The organism is Paenibacillus sp. J22FR5, assembly GCF_059691975.1.
The window spans coordinates 13818-40075 of sequence record NZ_JCAUAN010000026.1 but is presented as its reverse complement, the minus strand read 5'-3'; the positions used below and the strand labels follow the sequence as shown (position 1 = coordinate 40075).

Here is a 26258-nt window from a genome sequence, read left to right as displayed (position 1 = left end):
AATATGCCCAGAGCTAGAATTCACGATTCTATTCACTGGACAGCAAAAGAACCGAATGCAAAAAGACCATCATCTTCCTATGGTTCCCCTCATTCGCTTCCTCGTAGTCCAAAAATTCATGGTTTTTGGGTAGAAACTTTCAGGCCTTATCCCTGATTTTATACGAGTTGATTCGACATTTTCAATTAGTGCGGCTTCATTTCCCGCTTCCCTAGTTTACTACCAACTAACGTGCGATGTCAATTTCAAAAAACGAACAATTTTCCGCTAATTCTTTTGGATAGTTCGCTTTTTGGTGCAATTTCTGTCTCTTAAACGGTTTGCGACCTAAGATGAGATTCTCATCTTCTTCTGAGACCCGATCTGTCTGTAGTACGCTGTTCACAAGCTGACTTGCATTGTCCTAATATTTTTCGACAAAACCTCATTTTTCCCAGTTTATGAAAAAGAGGGTACCCCATTAAATGGAATACCCTCTTTAACCAATTCACATTAGACAACAGACACTTCTTTCACAGATCCCGTTTGCAGAGACATATCTGATTCTTCTGGATTTGGATTAAACTGATTTTCACTTTTCGCAATGACAATTGTCGCTACGCTATTACCAATGATGTTCGTAATCGCTCTCGCTTCCGACATGAATCGGTCTACCCCAATCAGAAGCGCCATGCCTTCAATTGGAATGACATTGTTCGGAATTGCGACCAGTGTAGCCGCCAGTGTAACGAAGCCTGATCCGGTAACGCCCGCAGCACCTTTCGAAGTTAGCATCAGTACGCCCATGAAGGTCAGTACCTGTATCAAGCTTAGTTCTACACCATAGGCTTGTGCAATGAATAACCCTGCCATAGATAGGTAAATCGATGTACCATCAAGGTTGAACGAATAACCAGTGGGAACGACAAGGCCTACGACGGATTTGGATGCACCGAACTTTTCCAACTTTTCCATAACACGCGGCAAAGCAGATTCGGATGATGATGTCCCTAGTACAAGCAGCAGCTCTTCTTTAATGAATCGCAAGAGCTTAATTAGGCTAAACCCATACATTCTACAAATGGATCCGAGCACAATGAAGATAAACAGTGCCATGGTTATATAGACGGACCCCATCATTTTACCGAGAGAAAACAATGAATGAACGCCGAATTTGCCGATCGTATATGACATTGCACCAAAAGCAGCAATTGGAGAGAACTTCATGATGATTCCTACAATTCGGAAGAAAACATCATTTATTTTCTCTAAGAGATTCGAAACAGGTTTAGCGCTTTCGCCAAGACCAGCCAAAGCCAAGCCGAACAAGACTGAGAAGAAAAGAACTGGCAGCATATCACCTTTGGCGAATGCAGCCATCACATTATCCGGCACAATACCTGTGATGAAATCAATGAAGCCGTGACTGGCTGCTGCCGCGTCTTTCGTATACTTCGCAACATCTGCGGCTTTCACACCAGCCGTACTCATTCCTGCGCCAGGGCGAATGATGTACATGACAGCTACCCCGATCACCATTGCAAACGTAGTAATAATTTCAAAGTACAGCAGCGCCTTGCCACCGATTCGCCCTACTTTTTTCATATCCCCCATACCAGAGATCCCGATTACAATCGTAAAGAACACAATGGGAGCAATCACCATCTTGATCATTTTCACGAACACATCGGAAAGTACTTTTAAGCTTTCAGCCTGATGAGGGAAAAACTGACCGACCGCAATCCCGAGCACAATCGCTATCAATACCTGTAGAGTTAAGTTTTTTCTGAGCTTCATCATCTTACATCCTCCTTCATCTCTACCTAAGCTAGGCTTGGACTTTCTCTTTGCGTCTTCTTGCGACCCCGTCTTCATAAGCCGCTTCTATAACCGCATCTCTCACTCGTTCCGCGACTGATTGATTAAACACACTTGGAATAATGTAATACTCATTCAACTCATCCTCTTGAACAACCGACGCGATCGCCTTGGCTGCGGCAAGCTTCATATTCTCAGTCACTCTGGATGCCCTGCAATCCAGCAGCCCCCGGAACAAGCCTGGGAAGCACAGCACATTGTTGATTTGGTTCGGGTAGTCCGAACGGCCGGTTGCCATAACCCGCACATAAGGCTCTGCCTCTTCGGGGAGAATTTCCGGCGTTGGGTTTGCCATCGCAAAGACAATAGGATCTTTCGCCATTTTGGCGACGTCTTCTCTTTTAAGTACACCGGGACCCGATACGCCGATAAATATATCAGCTCCTTCAATAACTTCTGACAGCGATCCTTGAATCTGCTGCGGATTCGTATGTTCCGCATACCATTGCCAAAACGGATTGTCATAAACGCCTTCACGCGTGATAGCACCCTGTCGATCGACACCAATAATATTTCGAACACCTGCTGCCATCAGCATTTTGGTGCAAGCCGTTCCAGCCGCGCCAACGCCGCAAAGCACAACTTTGCAATCCTCAAGCTTCTTGCCCACGATTTTAACGGCATTCAACAATCCCGCCAAAAGCACTACAGCTGTACCATGCTGATCATCATGAAAAACGGGAATATCCAGTTCCTCGATAAGACGCTGTTCAATCTCAAAGCATCTAGGTGCAGATATATCCTCTAGATTGATTCCGCCAAACGTCGGCGATAGCGCTTTCACGATACTTACAATTTCATCTGTGTCTTGTGTAGCCAGACATATGGGGAAAGCATCGACGCCTGCTAACTGCTTAAACAGCATCGCTTTCCCTTCCATTACAGGCATTGCTGCTTCAGGTCCAATATTACCCAGACCAAGGACGGCAGTTCCATCCGATATGACAGCGACGGTATTGCGTTTGATGGTGAGTGTATGAGCAAGCGACGGCTTTTCATGGATCGCCATGCACACCTTGGCAACACCCGGTGTATACACCCTGGAGAGGTCATCCCGATTTTTAATGGGATACTTGGGACTCATTTCAATTTTCCCGCCCAAGTGAAGCAGGAACGTTTGGTCCGAAACATGAACGATTTTCACTCCTGCCAATGTGCGGATGGCCGCGGCAATCAGCTCGGTATGCTTGTTATCGTATACATTGATCGTAATATCCCGAACCGTGATGTTTTTGTCCGTTCTGACGACGTCAATAGCTATAATATCTCCACCTGCATCACTAATGGCCGTCGCAACTCTGCCGAACGACGCTTTATCCTTATCCAATTCCAGTCTCAAAATAATACTTGTATTAACTCCTGATGGGATTGACACGTTCTTCACCTCAACCGATATCATTCTTAGTTACTTGTATTTCTGTTTTCATGATATCGCTTTCAAAAGAAGACGTGAAGAATTTGACCATATTGGTACTTATGGTCTTTTTGGTCTTCACTTTGACTTATGATCTTTTGTTCTCTTTCGTCCACACATACCTATTGATCGGGCGCCCAATCCCGCCATATTCAAGGTCAAGCTTGACCTGCTTGTTCTTCTCCAAAAACTCCAGATACCTGCGTGCCGTAACCCTTGCCAATCCTACGCCCTCGGCTACTTCTTCGGCAGATAAGGATTTGTGTTGCTGCATCAGAAACAGCATAACCTGCTGCATCGTCAGTGCTTGCAGTCCTTTAGGCAAATCCATTTGCATGCGAACAGAAGGTGCTTTAGAAATCGGTTCGACTTCGTTTCCGCGCAAAAGTTGATCCAGTTCAACCTGTGTCAACGTCGATTCCTTCCCTAATCTGCTCTTCATCGTCCGATAATTTTCCAGCGCATCTTGAACCCGTTCAAACTTAAAAGGCTTCATGATGTAGTCCACTGCGCCTTGATGAAGCATCCGCTGGATCGTTGGAATATCATTAGCGGCTGTAATCACAATGGCATCCGTATTCAGCTGTTCATTTCGAATCTGCTGCAGCACATCGGTTCCGTTTTGACCCGGCATATAAATATCAAGAATCACGAGGTCTGGCTTCAAATGACGAACTTTCTCGATACCCTCTATGCCATTGGAGGATGTCCCTACAATTTCAAAGCCGGGAACTCTCTCAACAAATTGCCTGTTCACTTCAAGAACCATCGGATCGTCCTCAATCAGTACGACTCTGTACATGAACCTCTCCCTCTCCTGTATGCATCTGGAATGTAAGAATAAAGCTTGTTCCCACTCCAAGTGTGGACTCCACTTCCAGATGAGCACCGCATTTGTTCACAATATTGTGGATTAAATACAAACCAATGCCTCTGCCGGCGCCTGAATTTGTGGAGAAGCCTCGCTCGAAAAGGCGTTGTTTGGTCTCCTCATTCATGCCTTTCCCATTATCCTCGACCAAAATGGATAATATGTCATCATCCTGTTCGATACTGATAAAAATCTCTTTCTTACCTTCCTTCTCCTTCAGTGCATCAAAAGCATTCTCAATCAGATTCCCCAAAATGACTACCATGTCGTGTTGATCCAAATTTTCCGGAAAACGCGCCATCCTGCTTGCCCGATCCAAACGAACGTCGACACCCAACTCTCTGCCGCGGCTGATTTTCCCCAAGAGTAAACCGGCCGCGCTCTCATTCGCGATCTTACTTGAGACAAAGCTGCTAAGCTCGGATTGCGCCTCTACCGTCTCGAACAAATAGTCCAGCGCCTTCTGCTTATGATCAAGTTGGATCAAACCGCCGATGGTATGCAGCTTATTCATATATTCATGATTCTGCACACGAAGTGCGTCAACAAAAGCTCTTACGCCGGTCAACTCTTCAGCGATTTTCGTTACCTCCGAGCGATCTTGAAAAATAGCTACTGCGCCAACCGTTTGATGGCCTACTTTAATCGGAACCCGATTACTCAAAATTTGAGCAGGACCAACATGTATCTCTTGGTTATAAATCGCATGGTTAAGCTGCAAAATTTCCGGAAGTCTCGTATCCGGCAGCACTTCCCGAATAGGGCGACCCAATACGTCCCCTTCGATTTGCAGCATTTTCTTGGCTTTATCGTTAAATACCGTTATGTATTCACGGCTGTCTATGGCAATAACGCCTTCATGCATCGCATTGAAGGTAGCCGTCCGCTCAACGAGAAGCTGCGCAATCTCAGCAGGCTCTAAACGAAACATTTGCTCCTTAATATGTCTGGAGAGCATCCACGAGCCCCATATCCCGAACACCAATGATAAGAAAACCGTCACATAAATTTGCCCCCGCATAGCGAGAATGATCCCGGATAGTCCCGGCACCAGCTTCCCTACCAAAACGACACCAATTTGTTCGTGCTCCTCATTCATGACAGGAACGAAGGCTCTTAGCACCGCCCCTTGTTCTCCTTTTGCCTTGGAAAGATACGTATGCTCCGCAAATGCCGCATGCTCGTCCTCTCCCTGTGAATGCTCCCCAATCCGGGAGGATGAAGGATGAGACCAGCGAATACCGTTCATATCCATGACAACGATATAGTCAACGTCATTAACAATCCGAAGACGTTCAGTAATCGGATTAATTTCCTGCCTTTGGCTCTGTTCCGATAGCCCGCTAATAATGGAAGGCAATTGGGTAACCGTGCGCGCTGTTACAAGTAATCTCTGTCCAAGCTCTTGTTCTTGAAGGTGAATGACACGGCCTATTAAAATGATACCGCCGATACATATCGCAAATAATACGATGCCGAACGACAGAATCGTAATTTTCCAATTCATGCGAAGACCCTTGATCTTCAAAACTGATCACCTCTTTCAAGCTTACCGTTTATTTCTAAGATCATCCTACATTATGTTACACTGAATTTACGATATAAAACAGCTGGGGGTCCGTATGAAAACGTTCTTCGGTATCATGATGTTTATTGTAATCGGTCTCCTGACAGCGGTGGGATTCGGTTTTTCATGGCAATTGGGTAACGGTCCGCTTGTCAATGATGATGAACAGATCGGACTCGGCCAACAAACGATCATTCGATTCAGCTTTGTCGTGGCGGAAAATACACCCAAAGGATTAGCGGCTCAGAAATTCGCCCAATTAGTCAAAACAAAGACCAACGACACCATTAAGGTAGAATTATTCCCCAATGGTACTCTATACAACGAAACCGATGAAGTTGGCGCTTTGCAGAGCGGCAGCATTCAAATGATCGCGCCGAGCTTCTCTAATATATCCGAAGTCGTTCCGGATTGGATGGCTATGGATCTTCCCTTCGTTTTTCAAAATGAAGAGGATGTCACAAAAGCTTTTCAAGGCAAAATCGGGAACATGCTGATGCGCAAATTAGAGCCGAAGGGCATCGTTGGTCTCGGTTTTTGGGCCAACGGTTTTCAGCAAATGACGTCAAACCGCGGTACGCTTGCTCATCCGGAGGATTTTCGAGATTTGAAATTTCGGATTCTTCCAAGCAAAATCATCGAATCTCAATTTCGGCAGCTGAATGCGAAGACGGTCCCTATTCCTTTTAACCTCGTATACCGCAGCATGGAATCCGGTCAGGTAGACGGTGGAGAGAATACGATTTCGAATATTTACTCTAAAAAGCTGTATCAGGTCCAAAAATATATGACCATCAGCAATCATGCCTATCTCGGTTATGGTGTGCTAGTGAATAAAGTATTTTGGGAGAAGTTAACCGCCGAACAGCAAAAAACGATCAATGAGGCCATGCAGGAAGCGACGATTTGGGCTAATCAAAATGCAATTGCCATCAACCTCAAACAATGGAACGAGCTGCAGAAGATGGGTCAAATGAACATTCACATCCTAACCAACGAAGAACGGGATGAATGGCAGCATGCGCTTGAGCCAGTCTATGATGAAGCTGGATCCTATATAGGCAAAGAGCTTATGGATGCCGTGAGCGAACTTAGACGGGAAAGCACAAAAAAACCATCGGGGTTAAACTAAAAAAAGGCGCTGCAGGGTGCGAAGAGGCGAAATTACCTCTTGGCACCCTGCAGCGCCTTACCTATGATCAACCATTTAAGAGCAAATTGCCGCTTCATATCGCAAGGAGGCACCGCTAACAGCCAATTCATTCACCAAACCAAGCTGTTTAAATACGTGCAAACTGCTGTTAACCGTCATCGCATTGATGTGGGGATACTTATCGATCAACGCCTCACAAATGTCCTTGACCGTTGTGTCACTAACCTGTGCATAAAGAAACGTAAGTAATGCATAACGCTGCGGGGTTAAAGGTATATTTTTGGCGCGCATCCGCTGCAGAGCTAGATTCAGATCATGTTTCACCATCATGGAAACCTCCTCTGCGATGTAATTGATTGTATTCGTTATGAAGACCATTAACGGTTCAAATGCTGTAAGTACCCCGAAATATCCACATTCAAGCCAGCAGCCAGACTTTCTCCCAACTTCGCATCTGCTCTGTAGAAATTACAGATCGCCATGAGCTTCGATTTTTCGTGAACCGAGGAAAGGTCGCCAACCAGATTGGAGATAAAGTTCGCTTGCTCCTGCTCGGTGAAGCTTCGGAACGTGTCACCCGCTTGTGCGAAATCATTCGTTTTTGCGATTTTCTCCCTAACGACGGATCCTTGCAGCGGAACAGTGCTATCTCGATATTCAGGCACTTCCTTCGGCTCATCGGCATGACGAGTTGGCTCATAGTTCACACTACCGGCCTGCGGCTTCATTTGCATGGCGCCATCGCGTTGATTGTTGTGCACCGTCGCATACGGACAGTTCACCGGAATTTGCAGATAGTTGGCACCTAGACGGTGCCGCTGCGTATCGGGATAGGAGAACAATCGTCCTTGCAGCAGCTTATCTTCCGAAGGCTCGATCCCGGCCACCAGCACACTTGGCGCAAATGCTGCCTGCTCCACATCAGCGAAAAAGTTCTGTGGATTGCGGTTTAACGTCATCGTCCCTACCTTATATAAAGGGATGAGATCTTCCGGCCATAGCTTCGTTGGATCCAGCGGATCAAAATCATAGGCATCCACATCTTCGGGCTGCAACAGCTGCACATACAGATCCCATTTCGGGAAATCTCCGCTAGCGATGTGGTCGTATAAGTCTCTTGTCGCATGGGAGAAATCTTCGCCCTGTACCACTGAAGCTTCCGCTTTACTCAAATTGCGTACGCCTTGATGCGGCTTCCAATGGTATTTCACATACACATAGTTCCCTACGGCGTTGATCCATTTGAACGCATGGACGCCGAAGCCATTCATTTCACGGTAATTCGCGGGTGTGCCATAATCCGAGAACACCCAAGTCAACATATGGGTGGATTCCGGTGTCAGGGACATGAAATCCCAGTAACGATCCGGTGTCTGCACATTCGTGTCCGGCGCTGGCTTCAAGGAGTGAACCATATCTGGGAATTTCATCGCGTCACGAATAAAGAAAACGGGAAGATGATTGCCGACTAGATCGTAATTGCCTTCTTCTGTATAAAATTTCACCGCAAAGCCGCGCGGATCGCGTGCTGTTTCGGGTGACCCTTGCCCGTGAATGACCGTGGAAAAGCGTACAAATACCGGTGTCTCTTTGCCGACCTCTCCAAGAAAGCCCGCTTTCGTGTAACGTTTCATTGCATTTTCAACCGTAAACGTTCCGAAAGCCCCCGCTCCGCGCGCATGAACGACACGCTCCGGAATACGCTCCCGATCGAAATGAGCGATCTTCTCTAATAAATGATAATCCTCCAGCAAAGTCGGACCGTTCTGACCTGCTGTCCTTGAGTTCTGGTTGTCACCTACGGGTGCACCCTGATTCGTTGTTAAATGGTTATGTGTCATTTGCATTCTCCTTCTTAAGTAAATGGTGGTTTGAACGCACTTCTTATTTAGAATAATTATAATATAGTATTTATTATAGTTTTATTGAGAATCGTTGTCAATAAGCTTTCCTACAACAAAGAAAAACCGCCAGGAAGAATCCTCCTGACGGGCAAACGCAAGCTAATCTTGCTTATTTATTCTGTTTACCTTTCGTTATCTTATTGTCCCGGATCCCAGCCATCATCGCCGGCAAGTATATACCGCGCCGTCCACTCCTCCGATTCCATCGCGTTCATTTCTGTCGCCCATTCAGTGCGCCCGCTGCTCACAGCGCCAGGCCCCACACTTCCAAGCTCCATGTACCTAACCTCCGTTACGCTTTCCTGCTCATTCCAACGATCCCAGCCCGCAGCCTTAATATGTGGCCCTAGCCAACAATCAAGAAAAGCGACCTTCGCATAATTCCGCCAAGGTCTTCCCAAGCCAACGGATTGTTCAGGTGCCTCGCCAGTAAGCTTACATCCCAGAAATACATAGCCGAATTGGACATCCTCTGGGGTCGAAGCTGCTGTGATCCATCCGCTGCCTAAGGAGCAGATCTCACAATCCTGAAAGACAGCCGTCGCTGAACCGAAAATAAAATCGACATCCCCCTCCAGATAGCAACGCTCATAATATTGACGAACAGGGCGTCTTGAGGCATCGTCCCTTGGACCGCCGAAGCTGGCGCGGTCCCGCGGTTTCGGTGGCAGCGGCCCTGTAAACAGCGTGTCCTGATGGCCCAGGAATCTGCAATCGCGAAAGGCAACGCAGTCTCCGTCCACGTAGGCCGCTAGCGCCTGCCCAACGAGCTCGCCTTTGCCCGCCGTGTTCTCGAACGTGATCCCTTCCGCCGTGAAATGGTCTCCACCGATATAAGCTGTATAGGAATGAAACGTATAGTAAGGCTCTCCACTTGGAAACAACTTTTTGGCGTAATCATCATACGTTATGATCGTCGTAGCTGCTCCTTCACCTTTTAAGTGAATCCACGGCTTATTAATATACAGCTTTTCTTTATAAACACCACTGTGGATATAAATAATTGTCGGCACTGTCTGTCCCTCGGGAATATGATCGACGGCCTCTTGGATCCGAATAAAGTCCCCGCTTCCATCTGCGGCAACGGTTATCATGGTTTCTCACCCTTTCGGCTTGCACGGTACGCATCAAATTGATGTTGAATTTCAGTGATCACATGATTCATCCCCGCGTCCTTTAATTTGGCTCTAAAGCTTGCCATCGTCGTTGTCCAATCCACCTTCGCATCGTACAAGATCGGTAAATACTCCGTAATGATGACATTCAGCTGGGCAATTTCCGATTTAATCGGAGCCAGATCAGGTACAAAGCCCAGCGTTGGTGAAACGATCGCTTCCTTATCCCAATTTCGCAGCTGCTTACTATACGCAGGGGAAATGTAGGTGCTGAATCGTGCAAACCGAATGTCGTTCCAGGTCCAGCTAATAGGGTTATATTGATGCTGGGGTTCGATCCCTTCATACACAATGGCTTCGTCCTTCAGCCTATAATTCACATCCTTGATTCCATAGGTAAAGAGGTCATAGTTCTCCTGACTACTCCTCAGCCAATTGAGAAAAGCAACGGACTCATTCACATGCTGACTGGTCGAAAAGACAGAAAGAATATTGTCAGCACCGGTGTATAAATACTTCGGCTTTTCGGGATGCAAATACACATTTTCCAGCTCTCCCTCTGGCAACATTGCTTTGAAGGCATCAATTCGCTCGGTTTGCTTCATGACAACGCTCCATGTAGCAGCGACTTTACCTGAGTTAAAAGCAAGCTCTGGATCTGGATACTTCGAAGTGTCCGATGGACCATAGGGAATATAGCCTTTCTCTTGCCATTCGTGCATCTTCTCCATGATATGAAGGAAGAAATCCGATTCATACGTATCTCTAACCTTCAGCTGTGGATCCGCCGGATCGATATAGACAGGAGCATTCAGATAGCCGCCAGCAAAAAAGGCCACATCGCCATACTCTCTAAGCAAGAAACGACCCGTATCGTAAAAATAAGGCGTAATCGTCGGTTCATTTTGATGAATCGTCTCCAAATACTTATCCATGTCGGCTACCGTCTTAATTTCAGGCAGGCCGTATTTCTTTCTCAGATCGCCTCGAATCTGAACGAAGCTTTGAAACTCCGCAATCGGCATCACCCGAGGTATCCCATAAATATGTCCATTAATGGTGACGCCTTGGAAAGCGTAATCCGGCGTACTAGCCACAATCGCTTGACCGTAATCGCGAAGCGCATCATCTAGCGGAGCTAAGACTTTCTTGGAGACTAAATCCGCTATATTCGAAAATGCGGACAGTGCAATATCGTAGGGCTCACCGCTTGCGGCATTCAGCCACAGCTTATTCCAATATTGATCGTATGGGATATACGTAAATTCGAGCTTGATGGGCAAACCGTCCTTAGCTAGCTTAGCCTCAACAGCTTGTATGACTTCGTCTTGGGCAGCAGGCTTCTCCAAGGGAAACAACAAGTGCAGCGTGGTTGGCTGTATACTCTGCTTGGACTTCACGGGCGAAGCTGTCGATGAAGGCCCAAGATCTCCCCCCCTGCCATATTTCATGGCCACAACAATCCATGCAGAAGTCATTATGATAAGCAGGATATAGCTGGATCTTTTCATCACGGAAACCGCCTTTATTCGCCGCAACAAACGGATAAACACAGCAGCCGATTCCACGGCTGCTGTGCTTTTCACAGAACGACGATCCTTATTTATTTCTTACTGGCTGCTAAGTAGCGGTCATATTGGGTCTGTCTGCCTTTGATAACATCCTCGACACCCATGCTCTTCAAGGACTTGATGTAGCTATCAAATTTATCCAAGCTTTCCTTGCCGGTAATAAACTTAATATTCATTTCATTGACATACGTTGTGATATCCGGCATGACCGTGTTCTCCTTGTCAGCCTCAGCTTTCAGCGCATACACGAATGGGAACGGCGCTTTAATATATTTTTCCATCTCTTTATCAATTTTAGCATGCCATGGGGCTACCAGTACATCCGTTGCCTCAACGGACTGCTCAATCGGCAAATTAGTTGGATTGATACCAAATTTCTGGATGAAGTCATTGTCTTTGCCTTTCTCCGTAAATTGTTTCTTACCGTCAACCACATCGTACGTTTGCCCCTTCAGACCCCATACATACATCTCTTTGGACTCTTCGCTGCTCGCATAATCTAAGAATTTGAACGCTAGCTCTGGATCCTTCGCATTCTTAGAAATGCCGAATATACCTGTGATCGGGTTTCGTCCTGTATAGTATTGATCACCATGCGGCCCTTTGAATGGGGCAATCCCTTTAATCAGCGGCTTCGTAGGGTCGTAATCTTTATATAGCTTGCTGTACACCATGGAGGTATACCAACTGAAATTAAACGTTGCACCCGTTATATTTTGCGAAAACTTCGATGTAATTTGATCCGCTGTGACGCTGGCGAAATCCGACTCCAACAATCCCTCTTTGTATAGACCATTTAAGTAGGTTAAATATTCCTTATAATTTGGCTCATAGTAGGAATAATGCACTTTGCCGTCTTTGTCTGCATAGAAATTATTGGCTAAATCCAAACCAAATACAGGGCCAAACGCATTCGCCAGTTGATTAGGTGCAACGGTGAATGGGATCTCATCCTGCTTGCCATTGCCATTCGGATCATTCGTTTTGAACTTGCGAAGCATATCTGTAAATTCATCCAGCGTAGTCGGGTCCTTCAAGCCTAGCTTCTCCAACCATCTCACGTTAACCATAAAGGTAGGCATATAGTTCTTGGTCACAGCCAACTGCGGAAGATAGTAAATCTTACCGTCCGGTGTCGTTAAGCTTGCTTTCAACGCTGGATATTTCTCGAACAGCTTCTTGATGTTCACACCGTACTTATCGATGTAATCGTTAAGCGGTTTGAACAAGCCACCCTGGATATTCTTCATCGTCTGGTCCTGATCTAACTGATAGATCACATCTGGAAGATCGGCGCCCGCAGCAAGCCGTGGGCTAATCGCATCCTGATAGGTGGATGGCGGAAGCAATTCCCAATTCACCGTAATACCTGCTCGTTTACTCAGCTCTTGCACGATAGGGGCTTGGTTCAGATCGACATTGTTCGTCCAAGCGTTCGTTGCTAGAATTTTGAGCGAGCCCGCTTTATCGGTAATAGGCCCAGTTCCTGTGTAAGTGAACCCCGCAGGTGCAGCAGTAGCACTCGCATCAGGTTTCTTCGTTGCGGTATCTGTGCTGGCCGTAGGTGCCGTGGTCCCTTCACTTGTACAGCCTGCTACTATAGCGAATAAAGCCGTAATCAAAGACAAACTTGCTGTGGTTTTAAGTGTTTTTTTCATTTTCATAACCCTCCCTAAATGTATAAATCTCACTTATTTATCCAGCAAGGGTATCGCTACCCTTTGACTGCGCCGAGTGTGATGCCACGCACGAAATATTTTTGGATGAACGGATAGATCGTAATAATCGGTATAATACTGACGACAATCGAAACGTAGCGTACCTGCAGCGTTGAAACAGCAAGCGCCTTAGCGGCCGTTTCGCCTCCCATTTTCTGCATAATTTCAGGCGAGGCCATAATGAGTACTCTTCTGAGGAAAATCTGCAACGGTTGCAGCTCTGCCTTCCCTAAGTACAGAAGTGCATTGAAGAAGTCGTTCCAGTGCGCGACGGCATAATAGAGGGTAAGTACCGCTAGAGTCGGCTTTGTAAGCGGTATCGCAATGCGGAACAACAAGGTAAAATCTTTGGCTCCATCCATGTTTGCGCTCTCAAATATTTCGTTCGGAATATTCTCAAAGGCTGATCGCAAGATCATGACGTTAAAGGTACTTACAAGCACAGGCAGAATCATGGCCCACCTTGTGTTGTAGAGCCCCAATTCCGTGATCACCATGTAGAGCGGAATCAACCCGCCAGAGAAATACATCGTGAACGCGATGTAGAAATTGAGCTTTCTTCTCAGGAAGAACGTCTTTCTCGAAAGCGGATAAGCAGCCAAGCACGTGGCCACCAGATTAAAAATCGTCCCCACGACGGTATACCAAATCGTGTTGTAATACGATTTCCATAATTCCGAATAGCCCAACACCATTTTGTACCCATCGAAATTCAGATCAACGGGTAAGAAGGTGACTAGCTTATTGTCTATGGCTTGCACGGAGCTCATCGAGATGCTCACGACATAGATAAAAGGGTACAAGGTGACCAGGATTGCCAGAACGACAATGCTGTACACGATTACATAAAAACTCCGGTCCGTCCATGATTTAACCATGAAGGCCTCCTTTCTTGAGGCGCTGCTACCACAGAGACATATCGTTCACACGACGACTCGCCTGGTTGGCCGCATACACTAAGATGAAACTAATTATCGAATTGAATAGCCCTACTGCTGTGGCGAAGCCAAAGTTCTGCGACTCAATCCCTTGTCTGTACACATAAGTCGAGATGACATCCGCTGTTTCGTAAGTTGCCCCATTGTAAAGCAGATACACCTTTTCAAAATTCACACTCATAATGCCCCCGATGGAGAGCAACAGCAGGATCACAATTGTTGGCTTCAAGCTTGGCAGTGTCAGATGCCACACCTCTTGGAATTTATTAACGCCATCAATCTTTCCGGAATCATACATTTCCTGATCGATCCCCATAATAGCCGCTATGTAGATAATGGAGCTGAAGCCGAAGCTTTGCCATACACCTGACACCGTAAAGATCGAACGGAACCATTCAGGGGCCATCATGAAATTAATTTTGGCCATGCCGAGCGAGGCAAGCATCGTATTCACGATACCGTCAGTCGGAGACAGGAAGTTAATAATCATCCCCGCGATCACAACGGTCGAGATAAAATGCGGCAAGTACGTCACCGTTTGGGCAAAACGCTTGAAGAGTCCGTTCTTGATTTCAACGACGCATATCGCGAACAAGATGGGGATCGAGAATCCGATGACAAGCGGATAGAACGCCAGTAAAAAGGTATTCCGCAACAGTCGCCAGAAATAGCGAGAGTGGACGAACTGGTTCAACCATTTGAGACCTACCCAGTCGCCTCCGAACACCCCATGACCTGGCGTGAAATTTTTGAAGGCAATGAGGATCCCCGGCATGGGTAAATAACAAAAAATGAGATAGTACAGAAATACCGGTAAAAACATCAGCAGAAGCAGTTTATCTCTGCGAATCAGCTTGATAAGCAGCGGCTTCTTTTCCCCCAATATGTCCAGCTCCTTTCAATCAGCAATCCTATAAGTAAATTCTAGCGCAGGACTGTCTTTGCAAATATCCAACATTCTTGCGATATGTGACACTTTTTTACGGATGTTGCTGATACGGAATACGATCGTATGGATATCGATGCACATACAAAAAAACACCTGCTCAGTCAGGCCGCTGCCTCGCCTACTAAACAGGTGTTATATATGTTCTTATGGTTAATCTCCACTGGAAAGGCCCTCCGCCGTATAGGCGGGGAAATTCAGAAATACACGGGTGCCCTGCCCCAATTCACTTTCAATACGTAAGCCATAGCTTTGACCAAAGCGAATCTGGATGCGATCATGCACATTTTTCAGCCCATATCCGACTGAATTCAGTTGAATGACCTCTTCCGCCAGTTCCTTACTCATCCCCGGTCCGTTGTCCTCGATACAGAACTCCAAGTCATCTCCCGACCTATAGCCTCGAAGTAGGATACGTCCTCGCTCGCTCCCCTTACGCAGCTTATCAATTCCGTGCTCTAAGGCATTTTCTAAGATGGGTTGAAAAATAAGATTAATCATGTCATATCGCAGCAATTCGTCATCAACCTCGCATATGAAATCAAAGCGATAATTGTGCATAATGCTTTGAATATGCATATAATCCTTGGCATTCTCTAGCTCATACCGAACAGGGATGAAATTCCTCCCTTTATTGAGCACCGTTCGGTAAAACCGCGAAACGGTATTCGTAATTTGACTGATCTCCATAGCGTCAATTTCTAGCGCCTTCCAATTAATGATCGACAAGGTGTTATAGAGAAAGTGCGGATTAATCTGCGTTTGCAGCGCCTTGAGTTCGGCTTCTTTTTGCGTAATTTTACTCTGATACACTTCTTCGATCAGCGTGTTAATGTTGGTGAGCATATTGCCGAAGCGATTCGTTAGCTGGCCGATTTCATCCCTTGACTGACTCGTCACGTCAATCTTCAGATTCCCGTTTTCGACGATCATCATGTTCTTATTGAGCTTAATAATACGTTTGACGAAGGTGTTCGAGAACATCCATATAATGAGCAGCAATCCAGCCAAACATATCAGGGTAATCAGCGCTGTTGCGCTAACAATACTCCGTGCATCCACTGAAATGCCGTTCTTAGGTGTAAAATAGACCAGCTTCCAACCGGGCTCCGACATGTCCTCCGTGATGTACATATAATCGGTTGCATTCATGGTGAAGGAGCCGATTCGCTCCGTCAACTGGGAGGACTGCAGCGATGCTACAGGGAGGTCCGCACTCATATGCATGTTTTTGGATAGAATCTGGTTGCCCTCTTTATCTAAAATCAAGATCCCATAAGCCTTCGTTTTGATATCATCCAAGCCTTGAAACAAGCTATCCGCATCGATGCTCAGGAATAACACGGCAGATGACTTCCCCAGCGGTACTTCTTCGTTACTTAGGAACGGGCGGGTTGCGAAGAGCTTGCCATTCTTAATCCTCCATTGTGTTTCTTTCGAAGGGGTCCGCCCATTCGCCCATGGGAGATCGCTAGTCAAGCTGAGCGGGAGAATATACTCGCCACGGAGAATAGCCCGATTCTCTGTAAACACCGATATTTGCAAGATATCGCTATTGAAATCAAGAATATTACTAAAAAACGGATCCACATAATCGCGATACAACACGGGAAAATCGCCATCATTGCTAATAAAGATACGCTTAAACACAACATTTTGCGTTATGGAATTAATAATCGCCTCATGCTGCTTCGCACGATAGTTAATCGTCTCTGCAATTTGACTTACAGCGCCGTCCAAATTCTGTTTGGCCTGCTGCAGCAGAAAAGAGCTCGCTTGGTGATAGGAGAACAAACCCAATACGACGACGGGAATAAAGGATACGATGATATACGAGATAAAGAGTTTCTGCTTAAATCTTAAATTTTGAAAATACGCTAGAAATATGCTCATATTAGCCTGTTCTCTCACGGAATTTGGCCGGACTTTGCCCATGATATTGCTTGAAGGTTTTACAGAAATACGACGTATTCATAAATCCGACTTGCCCACTAATGTCCGCGATCGTTAGATTCGTCCCTTGAAGAAGCTCCTCCGCTTTATGCATACGTATGCTCGTCATGTATTTCACAAGGGTTTGACCTACTTCCTTCTTGAACAGATAACTCACGTAAGTCTGCGTAAGGAACACCTTATCTGCAATCCATTGTAAGCTGATATCAGACATATAATTATCTTCAATGAGCTTGCGGATATCCTTGATCACTTTCTTACTAAATTCCGGATTATGTACATCCGTATCGCTGCTTAGCAAGCCAAGAACCAATTGAATTTGTGCCTTCAGTTCCGTTAAGGACTTACAGCCAAATATAGCTTCGACGATGGGTTTAAACGCATAACTATCCTGATTTCCGGCCGTTTCCCAAATTTTCTTAGCCAGCTCGATACACATGTACTTCACATAAATAGCTGAATGCTGCCCGCTTCCGTCTATTGTTTTAAAAAACAGCTCTACACCCTTACGGAGGCCAAATTCATCCTTCATGTCCAGATGCCAATAGACCGTTTCCATCAATTTCGGAATGGTGCTGGAGATGTCCTCTTTCCCCTGGCTTTCATCCGTATAAAGGACGATGCTTTCCTGAAAGAAAAATTTGTAATCCAGCATGTTTTCCATCAGCTTGAACTCCGTGGCCAGATCATTGCCCGCGCTTAACCGCTTCGAAATGACGACTGTGAAGATTTCGTCGTAGGCGGTCGCCATACTTACTTTGAGTCTGCTTCCTAACGATAGAAGCACTTCCTCACTACCCTCTTGATCCCAATGCACAAAAAGTAAGCTCTGACTTTCATTCAAATTGACATAATCAAAAGGCACAGGAATCACTTCCTGCAACCTGTCAGGAAGCTGATCATGCTCGACATCAAATACGGATGAGGCGTAGTCGATCAAGATCATTTGAACCGACATCTGACTAAAATCCATCCCTAAGGCAGCTAACTTGCTAGACAGCGCCGAAGCAGCCTGTGTAGGATGGATGATTTCCAAAAGCAGCGCTTCCTTCTCCTGCTCTTGATCTTTTTGGCAAAGTGCAATGACCTCCGTAAAAGCCCTTTGGAAATCATTCACATCGATGGGCTTTAGCAGATACGAGAAGATGTGGTAATGAATCGCTCTCTGCGCGTATTCGAACTCTCCGTATGCGCTGAAAATCATAATTTTCAGCTCTGGGAATTGTGCCCTGGCCCTCTCGCATAAAGCAAGACCATCCATAAAGGGCATCTTGATATCTGTTAATAAAATATCGATCGGATGAGACACCAAGATGTCCAGAGCCTCTTCACCATTCTCTGCTTCTAGCACGACTAAGGGCAGCTTATATTTGTGGATTAATCGCCTAATCCCTTCTCTTTCGATGTGCTCGTCATCAACAATGAGAATCTGAAACAAGGGCTTCCTCCATTTCCAAGCACGCCATGATGAACGGAGCAAATCCTTTCGGATCATCTCTGCGCACAGGCTCGCTCATATAATAGGCGTAAGATCCGTCCCGGTAAGGATTTCCCCCTAATCCCGCGACGCTGCAAATTTGATTCACATGCAGGCTGCCGTCCGCATCTTGCTCCACACAATGCGCCAGCAAGCCTCGGAATCCTTTGCCCGCTGCTTGGAAGGAAGCATCACTGAGATATCCCATTCTTGCTCCCTTAGCCAGCGCATACACGAACATACTTGAGCCGGAGGCTTCCAAATAATTACCAGCCTCCTCAGCTTTATCCAGCACCTGATACCACAGGCCCGTTTCGGCATCTTGAACCCGGGTAATCGCTTCTGCCAGTCGATAGAAAAGCCCAATCACGAGGCCTCTTTTGGCGTGATCCTTCGGCAAATAGTCCAGCACATCAACAATGGCCATCATATACCAGCCGAGTCCCCGTCCCCAGAAGTGAGGCGAGCATCCAGACGTATTGTCCGCCCAGCGCTGCTCCCTGCTTTCATCCCATCCATGGTACAGTAGACCGGTCTTCGGATCTCGTGCCTTGGCTTCCATGAGTAGAATCTCATGGGTAACATCATCGAACCATTCTGACGCTCCGAAGGTTTGGGCATACCGCGCAAGCAAGGGAGCTGTCATATACACGCCGTCAAGCCACATCTGGTAGGGATATATTTTCTTATGCCACAGTCCACCTTCCGAGGTGCGAGGATGACTCTTCATTTGTGTAACTAGCAGCTCTAACGCTTTCCTATAGCGCTCATCACCTGTCTTCTCCAAAAGAAGGAACAGAGACTTGCCTTGATTAATTTGATCTACGTTATATTCTTCAAGACGGTACGTAGCGATACGCCCATCCGGCTCAATAAATAAATCCATATTTCTTTGGATATAGTCCAAATAACGAGGATCCCCTGTCTGCTGCCACATGCGTTCAAATGCGCTCAGGATGCATCCATTCTCATAATTCCAGCTTCTTGCTCGCTGAAAAGGCATATCGGACACGATCGGATATTGCTTCATGAATGATTCAGACATTTGTACAGACCATTTCGTAGTCATGATTAACTCCTCCTAGGTGATACCGACTCCATCTAAATTTTATCAGACCCCGCTTCAGATTGAAATTCAACATTTTTGCGTTCCGTGTGACTTTTTTATCTTTTTTATGGTTTACAGGAAGATTGGCACTATGGAAAAAGCGTAACAAAAAAGAACAGGCATCTATGCCTGCTCCACTTCAGCACCCAGCTTTATGAAATCGCCCAACGTGAGCGTTAGAAACTCTTCCTTCCATGGCGACAACGCCTGCATCTCTCCACATATCTCCTCACCCTTCTGAATACATACCGATTGCACAATACGTGCATATTCCATGCAGCCAGAGTCATGGATCAGCTCTTTTACCCTATCTTGATTCTTCGTCATAAATTCAGCTGTGACCGCCCCTTCATAATAGGCTTTCACCGATGAAAAAGATTCGTCTTCGATGGAGAGTAAATACAAGATTGGCAGCGTCCGTTTCTTCGCCATCAAATCGCTTTTCTCATCATAGCGAACGAGATCTCGCACATCATTTTGAATCTGGTGGAGAAGTCCTACGCAATCAGCCATCTGATGCAGCTGTTCTATCGTTTCTTCCGTACAAGCAGTATCGGAATACCCCATGAAGCAAGCGAGTCGGAATAAAGAACCCGATTTTTCTTGGGTCATCCATAAGTATTCATCCACGGTCGAAACCGCATTGGTTACATCTTTGTGCTGGCCGTTAATCGATCTTGCGATGATTTTGCTGATTTCAATCAGATTAGGTCCGCTGGCATTCAGCCTTCCCAATTCGCCCACCATGCCCATGATAAGCGCCAATACTGCATTTAATGCACTCGCCGGTTCAACTCGCATCCAAGGTTTAGTCTCATTATCCTGATCCTGCAGATCATCGACGATATCCAAGATGAGAACCACCAGCTCCGTCAATGCCGCTCGGCGATGGATGTCAGGTGAGGTTCCGCCCAGCATGGCGTGCGTGCACAGCGTGATTTTGGACCAGGAAAGACTCGCGGTCTCATTATCAGACATGCAGGATCTCAGCAGTGTTTTCAAATTCTCATCAAACATATAATTATCCATCATCTGAGCCATAAGAAGCTGAATATCCTGCATGCACAGCGCCTACTTTCAGGTGTAGTATTTACTTTTAATAAACTTCTCCAAAGCCTCAGTCCTTGATTTCGCGCCCCACTTGTCATAGATCTTACGCAAATAATTATCAACCGTACGCTTACTCATGAAGATACGCTCCGCAATTTGTTCGTGTGTAGCCCCTTTTACCAGCATGTTCATCATGAGAACTTCTTCCTCTTGCAGCTCACACTCTTCCTGCGCATCCGCTTCGTTTAGTTGCATCTGGTTGAAGAAGGAAAGAGGAATCATCGTGTACCCATCTAAAATGCAATACACCATATTCTTGATTGTACGCTCACTCGACTCTTTAGAGAGCACACCGCTAACTTTCATTTCAATCAGTTTATTATAGATCCCCGCCAGTTCGATACCTGTGAAAATGACAATATGGATGTGCGGATATAACTGCTTCAACTGTGCGGCAACCTCGGTTCCCGTCTGATCGGGAAGCTGATAATCCAGAAAAACGAGCCCGGGCTGATGCAACTTTACATGCTCCAAGCATTCCTTCGCATTACTGACCACCCCGACAACCTCAATACGATCTATTTCATCTAATAACGACTTCGTTGCCCGCGCAAATAAGGGATGGTCATCGACCACTAATGTTTTGACGATCTCACTCATGCTGACATCACTTCCTCAATCGGTATTGTGATAAAGATATGGGTCCCTGATCCCTCTTCAGTCTCCAATTCAAAACTTCCGCCTATATGAAGCACTCGGCTTCTCATATAGGCAAGTCCCATTCCCGATGCTGCGATCTCAACGGCAACCTCTTCCTTCACGCGAAAGCCTACGCCATCATCTCGATAGCTTAAGTAAAAGAACAGCCCTTCTTCCCACATGTGAAAGCTAACATTAGCTGCCTGTGAATGTTTCTTAGCATTGTTAAGTAATTCTTGCACGATCCGGAAAATTTGCCGTTTGGCCGATAAATCCTTGCCTTCAATATCGGAAATATGCTCTGCTCGGAAGGAAACCTCGAATGGCGTTGTATAGGATTCCTTCTCCACGTACATCTTCAAGGTTTGCATCAAACCTACTTCTTTCAACAAGTGAGGATTTAACTCAAAGCAACTTTGGCGCAAGCTGGCATTGATCATTTCCACGAAATTGTTCATGCTGTTTAACTGTTCACGATCCTCTTGGCGCATCGACGGTTTCTCTGCCAGTGAGGTTAATCTTCGTTTGAGAAAAAATAAATCCTGCATCGTTGTATCATGAAGATCGGTCGCAATTCGAATCCGTTCCTCCTCCTGGAGCTCGAACATGACCTTCCGCAACCAGAGATGTTCTTCCTCCGGTAGATGGGAAACCATTTGTTGGAGCCTGCCTGTCAGCTTGCGAATCAGATACACATTTTCCATCCCTACTTCCAAATAGGAGGTAATCAGCTGCAGCCATTGCCATTCTTCCTTTGCAATCCGCGTGTTCGTCTTCTTCCGTGTTACGATGAGATAGCTCGTGTACTCCTCATGGCAGTTCATTTCCATAAATGTATAGTATGGATGATCAAGCATCGCGGATGAATGAACCAAACGTTGAAGTTCTGCCGTATCTACTTCACCTTCGCAAATGATTTCGATATCGTTTTTATGCCGAAAAACAATGGCACCACCCGTCACTTGCAGCGTATTGACGATATCCACAAGGATAATATCCTTCAAATCACGAAAACTGGAAATAGTCCCTAGATTTTTAGAAATCTTTTTCAATGCAGACTTCAATATATACTTTCTCGGGAACAAATAGGGCTCTAATCGTGTCGTCCAATATTCGGCTGCATACAACATGGATGAGACAAGGAAGATCGCACTGATGAATAGGAATAAAATTTGCTTGCCATTGGTTTCCCCATGAAAGATAATCGCAAACGCTCCTGTAAACAAGCTAACCGGTATCGCTGCCATGAGACAGGCAAACACCACGCGCCGCACGACTAGGCCGATATCGTATAACTGATCCGAAGCTATTAAATAGGAGAACGTAATTGGGAATATTAATAGCAGCCAACTCGTATAAATAGGGTCAAATATCCAATCTCCGATAATGAGTTGTGGTAGAAAAGAGAGACAGATAATAGGAAGAAAAGAAATAAGCAGGGAGTAAAATACGCTTTTGATAATACCAGCTAGCGGCGTCTGTGCTTTCCTGACCTTCACAAACAACGTTGCTAATAGAGAAATATTTAATGAAATCACAATAATGAAGAATCCCATCGTGACGGAGCCGTCATAGCCATACACGAAAGCCATTGAAGGAAAGAAGTATAGACTTCTTAACCCAAAAGCTAGCAGGGCAATCCCGTATAAATATTTAAAGAGCCTTTTGGGCAGCTCCATGTCTCCCTTTTCTTTGAAGAACACCACGAGAAAATGTAAAAAGACAATAGGTAACACCATCATCGAGCTAGCAATCATCATCTTGCCTATGAGATCTCCTCGCATCGATGCGCCTAAACTCATAAAGATAAGGGCCGCGCTAAGAAAGGAGAAAGCTAGTAAACGTGCGGAAGGCGAACGACTTTCCCTTAAGAATAATAATACGCACATGAATAAGCATACAAATTCCTCAACGAGTGAAATGATATCGAATAAGGCTGGTTGATTCGTTCTTAAATTGATGGATTCTACGTTCCCTTCTCTCCAAACCACAACCGTGTTTGCCTTCTCAACCACATTCCATCGTTTTACGGTTGACCATTCCCCCGGTGGTTTCCCATCAATGGCAATGACTTTATCACCGATATGAATGTTATCATTCGTACTATTAGCCTCAAGTTTACTGACTATCCATTCATCTGTACGAGCAGCGTCCAAATAGATGCCGTTATACGGAAAATGGAAGGTAACAAAGGAACACCATATTTGCAATGCAATGAAGAGTACCATACAAAAACTCACAAAAACTTTTGCTAATATTTTCAATTAACTCTCCCCTAAATTCCAATATTTTGCTATAATCACTCTTGTACACTACTATTAAAAAGAGGGAGCTAAGACGATGGCGATTATTCAATTAAACCCAGAGCTGCAACGTTCCGTACACGCAGTAAAGCGCGCAGAACTGCGCAAACAAGCAGATTCCTTTATGGTGGCTCAACCTCTATCTGCTGAAGAAACAGCTGCACTTATCAAAACTTTCACGACACCTTCGCACATAAGACAACAAGATGCTAACGAGCCTTCTAACTACTGGTGGTAGTCTAGTAGTCTTATTTTACCAAATATGATAATAAACTTCTATCGAAGTCATTCGAGGATGAACGACCGCGGTTAGCGGTTGTTTTTATGTCCAATAAGAATTGGTTCTTCCGAGTACCGGAAATTTATACATTCTTATGTAAAAAAAAAGGATTGCATATTAGCCTAAGCTAATTATACAATCCTTTTTTTATTTCGTATGCATGTCGTTCGCCCTACTCTTTCTCAGTTCCAACCAAGCTCGCTACGCCGTTCCGAAAGTGACGCCTAGCTCACGAAGCCGCTTGCGGTACGCAATGCTCAATCGGTCGCACTTCAAATGCAGCTCTGCCTGCAAATCTAGCGGCAGCAGCTCTGGCTTTTGGTTTTCAACCATGATCCGATCCTGCTCGATGAGCCTGTCTTGGAATTGGATGAAAACCTCGTCAAGCTCGTCATATGCATAGTTTCTTTGCTTCAGCATGTAAGCCACGCTAGTCTGCTCCGTAACCGGCAGCACCATCAGAAATAGACGGAATATATGGTCGGACACGTCATCTCTTTTCGTAAATGCTACGCATAAAGGACCGAATACCTCATACACGTATCGGCTATGTACCCCGCGCCCCGTCCCATCGGCATCCGGTTGATACACGATAATTTCTTCGGAACGAAGTACCCCATCCTCTTCCAACACGTGATAATCATTGATTTCAGCGAAATCACTATCGCCCAGGAGACCCTCATGCACGAACATGAGGTGGGATACATCGAGGAAGTTTTCTATAATCCGCGGACCCGCTGCTTGCAGGGCGTAAGGCCCCATGAACACTTCCTTGAAGCCCTCAGGCACATAAGCACTCACTTTAGGCAGCGGCCCAGCAGGTGTCCCTAAGCACACCCAGATCAGGCCATGGGCTTCCACGCAAGCATAGACGAATGCTTTTGCCTTCGATGGAATGGCCTGGTCCTTCGGTAAAGAGGGAATCTTGGTACATGTGCCGCAGCCATTATAAGACCAGCCATGATAAGCACACACAAGCTCATCACCGCTTACTTTCCCCAATGATAAGGGCACACCGCGATGAATACATAAGTCTTTAAATGCGTGGACGCCTTGCGTGGTGCGGAATACAGCTACTTTTTCCCCTAGTACAATCACTGCCTCCGGCTTATCCGTGAGTGCTGACGACAACAACACCGGGTGCCACTCATGAATTAATGCGATATCTTGTATTGTCATCGCCCCTCACATCCTTCGTGCTTTATTTCGGAATGACACCTTTAATGCCCTTAACAAACCAAGTCGTACCGAGAATTTCCTCGTCTGTCATCTTTTTGCCTGCCTCAAAACGTGTCTTACCGTCTTGATCCACGATAGGTCCTGTGAACACATCAAAGGTGCCGTTCAAAATCTCTTGTTTTTTCTTCTCAACTAAATCTTTCACATCAGCTGGTACATTTTTGCCAAGAGGCGCAATGTCCGTGATGCCTTCTTTCATACTGCCGAAGTATGCCTCGGATTTCCACGTGCCGTCCATGATGCTTTTCACTGTTTTCACGTAGTACGGGCCCCAGTTCCATTTCGGGTTCGATATGTACGTCTCTGGTGCGAATCTGCCCATATCGGAATCGTTCCCGATGCCCCATACTTTACGCTCAGCAGCCGCTTGTATACTTGCCGGTGAATCTTGATATGCCGCCAATACATCTACGCCTTTATCCAGTAGGGAAATCGCAGCTTGCTTCTCGGTTGCAGGATCGAACCATGTATTACTCCAAACTACGGAAACATCGATATTTGGATTCACGCTTTGAGCACCAAGTGTAAAAGCATTAATGGTATAAATGACTTCTGGGATCGGGAACGCACCAACATAGCCCAGATGATTGTTTTTGGTCATTTTCCCTGCAGCCATACCGACGAGGTAAGCACTTTGGTATTCACGTCCCATGTAAGTTCCTAGGTTTGGCGCTGTTTTGTAACCAGTGGAGTGCAGGAATTTCACATTCGGATGCTTCTGAGCTACCGCAACCATCGAGTCCATATAACCGAAGGAGGTTCCGAAAATAATATCATTTTTCTGAGCCAGCTCTTCGAATACACGCTCAGCGTCCGGGCCTTCGGGGATATTTTCGACAGTCGTCGCTTTAATACCCAACTCTTTCTCCATCATGAGACGGCCTTGATCGTGCTCATATGTCCAGCCGCCATCCCCTGGAACGCCGATGTAGACAAAGGCAACTCTAGGCAGCTTTTTCTCTGTAGTCGCTGCCGTAGAAGCCGCTGGGGTTGATGCTGGAGCCGTACTTGATTCTGTTGTAGAACTCGTAGTGGAGCAGGCGCTTAAAATAACTAACATAATGGCAGTTAAAGACAGCAATAATTTTCGCATAT

At 45.9% G+C, this 26258-nt stretch carries 22 protein-coding genes and 1 riboswitch; of the genes, 2 read left to right on the top strand and 20 right to left on the bottom strand.

Annotated features, from left to right (window positions below):
• Nucleotides 1–84: 84 nt before the first annotated feature.
• Nucleotides 85–186, bottom strand: a riboswitch (purine riboswitch).
• A gap of 306 nt (nt 187–492) precedes the next feature.
• The 4 genes from AC58P7_RS25370 to AC58P7_RS25355 form a co-directional block, all read right to left on the bottom strand.
• Nucleotides 493–1779 (bottom strand): dicarboxylate/amino acid:cation symporter, encoded by a 1287-nt coding sequence (locus AC58P7_RS25370; RefSeq protein WP_497347917.1) that lies wholly within the window; start codon nt 1777–1779, stop codon nt 493–495.
• Between the two features lie 28 nt (nt 1780–1807).
• A complete protein-coding gene (locus tag AC58P7_RS25365) occupies nt 1808–3232 on the bottom strand; it encodes an NAD-dependent malic enzyme (protein WP_497348008.1) in 1425 nt (474 codons plus the stop codon).
• Nucleotides 3233–3359: 127 nt separating this feature from the next.
• Entirely contained in the window at nt 3360–4073 is a 714-nt protein-coding gene (locus tag AC58P7_RS25360; protein WP_497347915.1) for a response regulator, read from the bottom strand.
• Nucleotides 4051–5649: an ATP-binding protein gene (locus AC58P7_RS25355; RefSeq protein ID WP_497347913.1), complete on the bottom strand. Its 1599-nt coding sequence runs from the start codon at nt 5647–5649 to the stop codon at nt 4051–4053. Before AC58P7_RS25355 ends, AC58P7_RS25360 begins: the two co-directional genes overlap by 23 nt.
• A 115-nt stretch (nt 5650–5764) precedes the next feature.
• Between AC58P7_RS25355 and AC58P7_RS25350 the strand changes: the two genes are divergently transcribed.
• Nucleotides 5765–6841, top strand: a complete 1077-nt coding sequence (locus tag AC58P7_RS25350) for a DctP family TRAP transporter solute-binding subunit (RefSeq protein WP_497347911.1) — start codon at nt 5765–5767, stop codon at nt 6839–6841.
• A 75-nt stretch (nt 6842–6916) separates the two neighbouring features.
• On the opposite strand, the gene AC58P7_RS25345 is transcribed toward AC58P7_RS25350, so the two are convergent.
• The 14 genes from AC58P7_RS25345 to AC58P7_RS25280 all read right to left on the bottom strand — a co-directional run bounded on the left by AC58P7_RS25345 (nt 6917) and on the right by AC58P7_RS25280 (nt 23605).
• Nucleotides 6917–7189: a transcriptional repressor gene (locus AC58P7_RS25345; RefSeq protein WP_497347909.1), complete on the bottom strand. Its 273-nt coding sequence runs from the start codon at nt 7187–7189 to the stop codon at nt 6917–6919.
• 50 nt (nt 7190–7239) lie between these two features.
• Complete coding sequence (locus tag AC58P7_RS25340) at nt 7240–8703, bottom strand: catalase (RefSeq protein ID WP_497347907.1); 1464 nt, start codon at nt 8701–8703, stop codon at nt 7240–7242.
• Between the two features lie 200 nt (nt 8704–8903).
• Nucleotides 8904–9860 (bottom strand): pectinesterase family protein, encoded by a 957-nt coding sequence (locus AC58P7_RS25335; protein ID WP_497347905.1) that lies wholly within the window; start codon nt 9858–9860, stop codon nt 8904–8906.
• Entirely contained in the window at nt 9857–11467 is a 1611-nt protein-coding gene (locus AC58P7_RS25330; protein ID WP_497347904.1) for an ABC transporter substrate-binding protein, read from the bottom strand. The genes AC58P7_RS25335 and AC58P7_RS25330 overlap by 4 nt, the downstream gene beginning before the upstream one ends.
• A gap of 17 nt (nt 11468–11484) precedes the next feature.
• Complete coding sequence (locus AC58P7_RS25325; protein WP_497347903.1) at nt 11485–13110, bottom strand: extracellular solute-binding protein; 1626 nt, start codon at nt 13108–13110, stop codon at nt 11485–11487.
• Nucleotides 13111–13166: 56 nt separating this feature from the next.
• Nucleotides 13167–14048 (bottom strand): carbohydrate ABC transporter permease, encoded by an 882-nt coding sequence (locus AC58P7_RS25320; RefSeq protein ID WP_497347901.1) that lies wholly within the window; start codon nt 14046–14048, stop codon nt 13167–13169.
• A gap of 25 nt (nt 14049–14073) precedes the next feature.
• Entirely contained in the window at nt 14074–14991 is a 918-nt protein-coding gene (locus tag AC58P7_RS25315; RefSeq protein WP_497347899.1) for an ABC transporter permease, read from the bottom strand.
• Between the two features lie 15 nt (nt 14992–15006).
• Nucleotides 15007–15138 carry a hypothetical protein gene (locus AC58P7_RS25310; protein ID WP_497347897.1) on the bottom strand — a complete coding sequence of 44 codons (132 nt, stop codon included), beginning with the start codon at nt 15136–15138 and terminating at the stop codon, nt 15007–15009.
• 69 nt (nt 15139–15207) lie between these two features.
• Nucleotides 15208–16947: a sensor histidine kinase gene (locus AC58P7_RS25305; protein ID WP_497347895.1), complete on the bottom strand. Its 1740-nt coding sequence runs from the start codon at nt 16945–16947 to the stop codon at nt 15208–15210.
• A gap of 1 nt (nt 16948) precedes the next feature.
• Complete coding sequence (locus tag AC58P7_RS25300) at nt 16949–18445, bottom strand: response regulator transcription factor (protein WP_497347893.1); 1497 nt, start codon at nt 18443–18445, stop codon at nt 16949–16951.
• Nucleotides 18423–19553 (bottom strand): glycoside hydrolase family 88/105 protein, encoded by a 1131-nt coding sequence (locus tag AC58P7_RS25295; protein WP_497347891.1) that lies wholly within the window; start codon nt 19551–19553, stop codon nt 18423–18425. Before AC58P7_RS25295 ends, AC58P7_RS25300 begins: the two co-directional genes overlap by 23 nt.
• Nucleotides 19554–19715: 162 nt before the next feature.
• The gene (locus tag AC58P7_RS25290; RefSeq protein WP_497347889.1) at nt 19716–20654 is read right to left on the bottom strand and encodes a polyprenyl synthetase family protein; all 939 of its coding nucleotides are present in this window, start codon (nt 20652–20654) and stop codon (nt 19716–19718) included.
• Nucleotides 20655–20669: 15 nt separating this feature from the next.
• A complete protein-coding gene (locus AC58P7_RS25285) occupies nt 20670–21302 on the bottom strand; it encodes a response regulator (RefSeq protein ID WP_497347887.1) in 633 nt (210 codons plus the stop codon).
• Entirely contained in the window at nt 21299–23605 is a 2307-nt protein-coding gene (locus tag AC58P7_RS25280; RefSeq protein ID WP_497347885.1) for a sensor histidine kinase, read from the bottom strand. Before AC58P7_RS25280 ends, AC58P7_RS25285 begins: the two co-directional genes overlap by 4 nt.
• A gap of 76 nt (nt 23606–23681) precedes the next feature.
• Here AC58P7_RS25280 and AC58P7_RS25275 point away from each other — a divergent pair, with 76 nt between their 5' ends.
• Entirely contained in the window at nt 23682–23882 is a 201-nt protein-coding gene (locus AC58P7_RS25275; protein WP_497347883.1) for a hypothetical protein, read from the top strand.
• Between the two features lie 243 nt (nt 23883–24125).
• Here AC58P7_RS25275 and AC58P7_RS25270 read toward each other — a convergent pair whose 3' ends face one another.
• Together AC58P7_RS25270 and AC58P7_RS25265 are read right to left on the bottom strand one after the other, a co-directional pair.
• Nucleotides 24126–25103, bottom strand: coding sequence for an aromatic ring-hydroxylating dioxygenase subunit alpha (locus AC58P7_RS25270; protein WP_497347882.1), 978 nt, complete (start codon nt 25101–25103; stop codon nt 24126–24128).
• A 22-nt stretch (nt 25104–25125) separates the two neighbouring features.
• Nucleotides 25126–26256: a BMP family ABC transporter substrate-binding protein gene (locus tag AC58P7_RS25265; RefSeq protein ID WP_497347880.1), complete on the bottom strand. Its 1131-nt coding sequence runs from the start codon at nt 26254–26256 to the stop codon at nt 25126–25128.
• Nucleotides 26257–26258 lie beyond the last annotated feature (2 nt).

Coding starts and splice junctions, on each gene's coding strand:
- AC58P7_RS25370 (WP_497347917.1), bottom strand. CDS start 1,779: ATGATGAAGCTCAGAAAAAACTTAACTCTACAGGTATTGATAGCGATT.
- AC58P7_RS25360 (WP_497347915.1), bottom strand. CDS start 4,073: ATGTACAGAGTCGTACTGATTGAGGACGATCCGATGGTTCTTGAAGTG.
- AC58P7_RS25355 (WP_497347913.1), bottom strand. CDS start 5,649: ATGAATTGGAAAATTACGATTCTGTCGTTCGGCATCGTATTATTTGCG.
- AC58P7_RS25350 (WP_497347911.1), top strand. CDS start 5,765: ATGAAAACGTTCTTCGGTATCATGATGTTTATTGTAATCGGTCTCCTG.
- AC58P7_RS25345 (WP_497347909.1), bottom strand. CDS start 7,189: ATGGTGAAACATGATCTGAATCTAGCTCTGCAGCGGATGCGCGCCAAA.
- AC58P7_RS25340 (WP_497347907.1), bottom strand. CDS start 8,703: ATGACACATAACCATTTAACAACGAATCAGGGTGCACCCGTAGGTGAC.
- AC58P7_RS25335 (WP_497347905.1), bottom strand. CDS start 9,860: ATGATAACCGTTGCCGCAGATGGAAGCGGGGACTTTATTCGGATCCAA.
- AC58P7_RS25325 (WP_497347903.1), bottom strand. CDS start 13,110: ATGAAAAAAACACTTAAAACCACAGCAAGTTTGTCTTTGATTACGGCT.
- AC58P7_RS25320 (WP_497347901.1), bottom strand. CDS start 14,048: ATGGTTAAATCATGGACGGACCGGAGTTTTTATGTAATCGTGTACAGC.
- AC58P7_RS25310 (WP_497347897.1), bottom strand. CDS start 15,138: ATGTGCATCGATATCCATACGATCGTATTCCGTATCAGCAACATCCGT.
- AC58P7_RS25305 (WP_497347895.1), bottom strand. CDS start 16,947: ATGAGCATATTTCTAGCGTATTTTCAAAATTTAAGATTTAAGCAGAAA.
- AC58P7_RS25295 (WP_497347891.1), bottom strand. CDS start 19,553: ATGACTACGAAATGGTCTGTACAAATGTCTGAATCATTCATGAAGCAA.
- AC58P7_RS25290 (WP_497347889.1), bottom strand. CDS start 20,654: ATGCAGGATATTCAGCTTCTTATGGCTCAGATGATGGATAATTATATG.
- AC58P7_RS25285 (WP_497347887.1), bottom strand. CDS start 21,302: ATGAGTGAGATCGTCAAAACATTAGTGGTCGATGACCATCCCTTATTT.
- AC58P7_RS25275 (WP_497347883.1), top strand. CDS start 23,682: ATGGCGATTATTCAATTAAACCCAGAGCTGCAACGTTCCGTACACGCA.
- AC58P7_RS25270 (WP_497347882.1), bottom strand. CDS start 25,103: ATGACAATACAAGATATCGCATTAATTCATGAGTGGCACCCGGTGTTG.
- AC58P7_RS25265 (WP_497347880.1), bottom strand. CDS start 26,256: ATGCGAAAATTATTGCTGTCTTTAACTGCCATTATGTTAGTTATTTTA.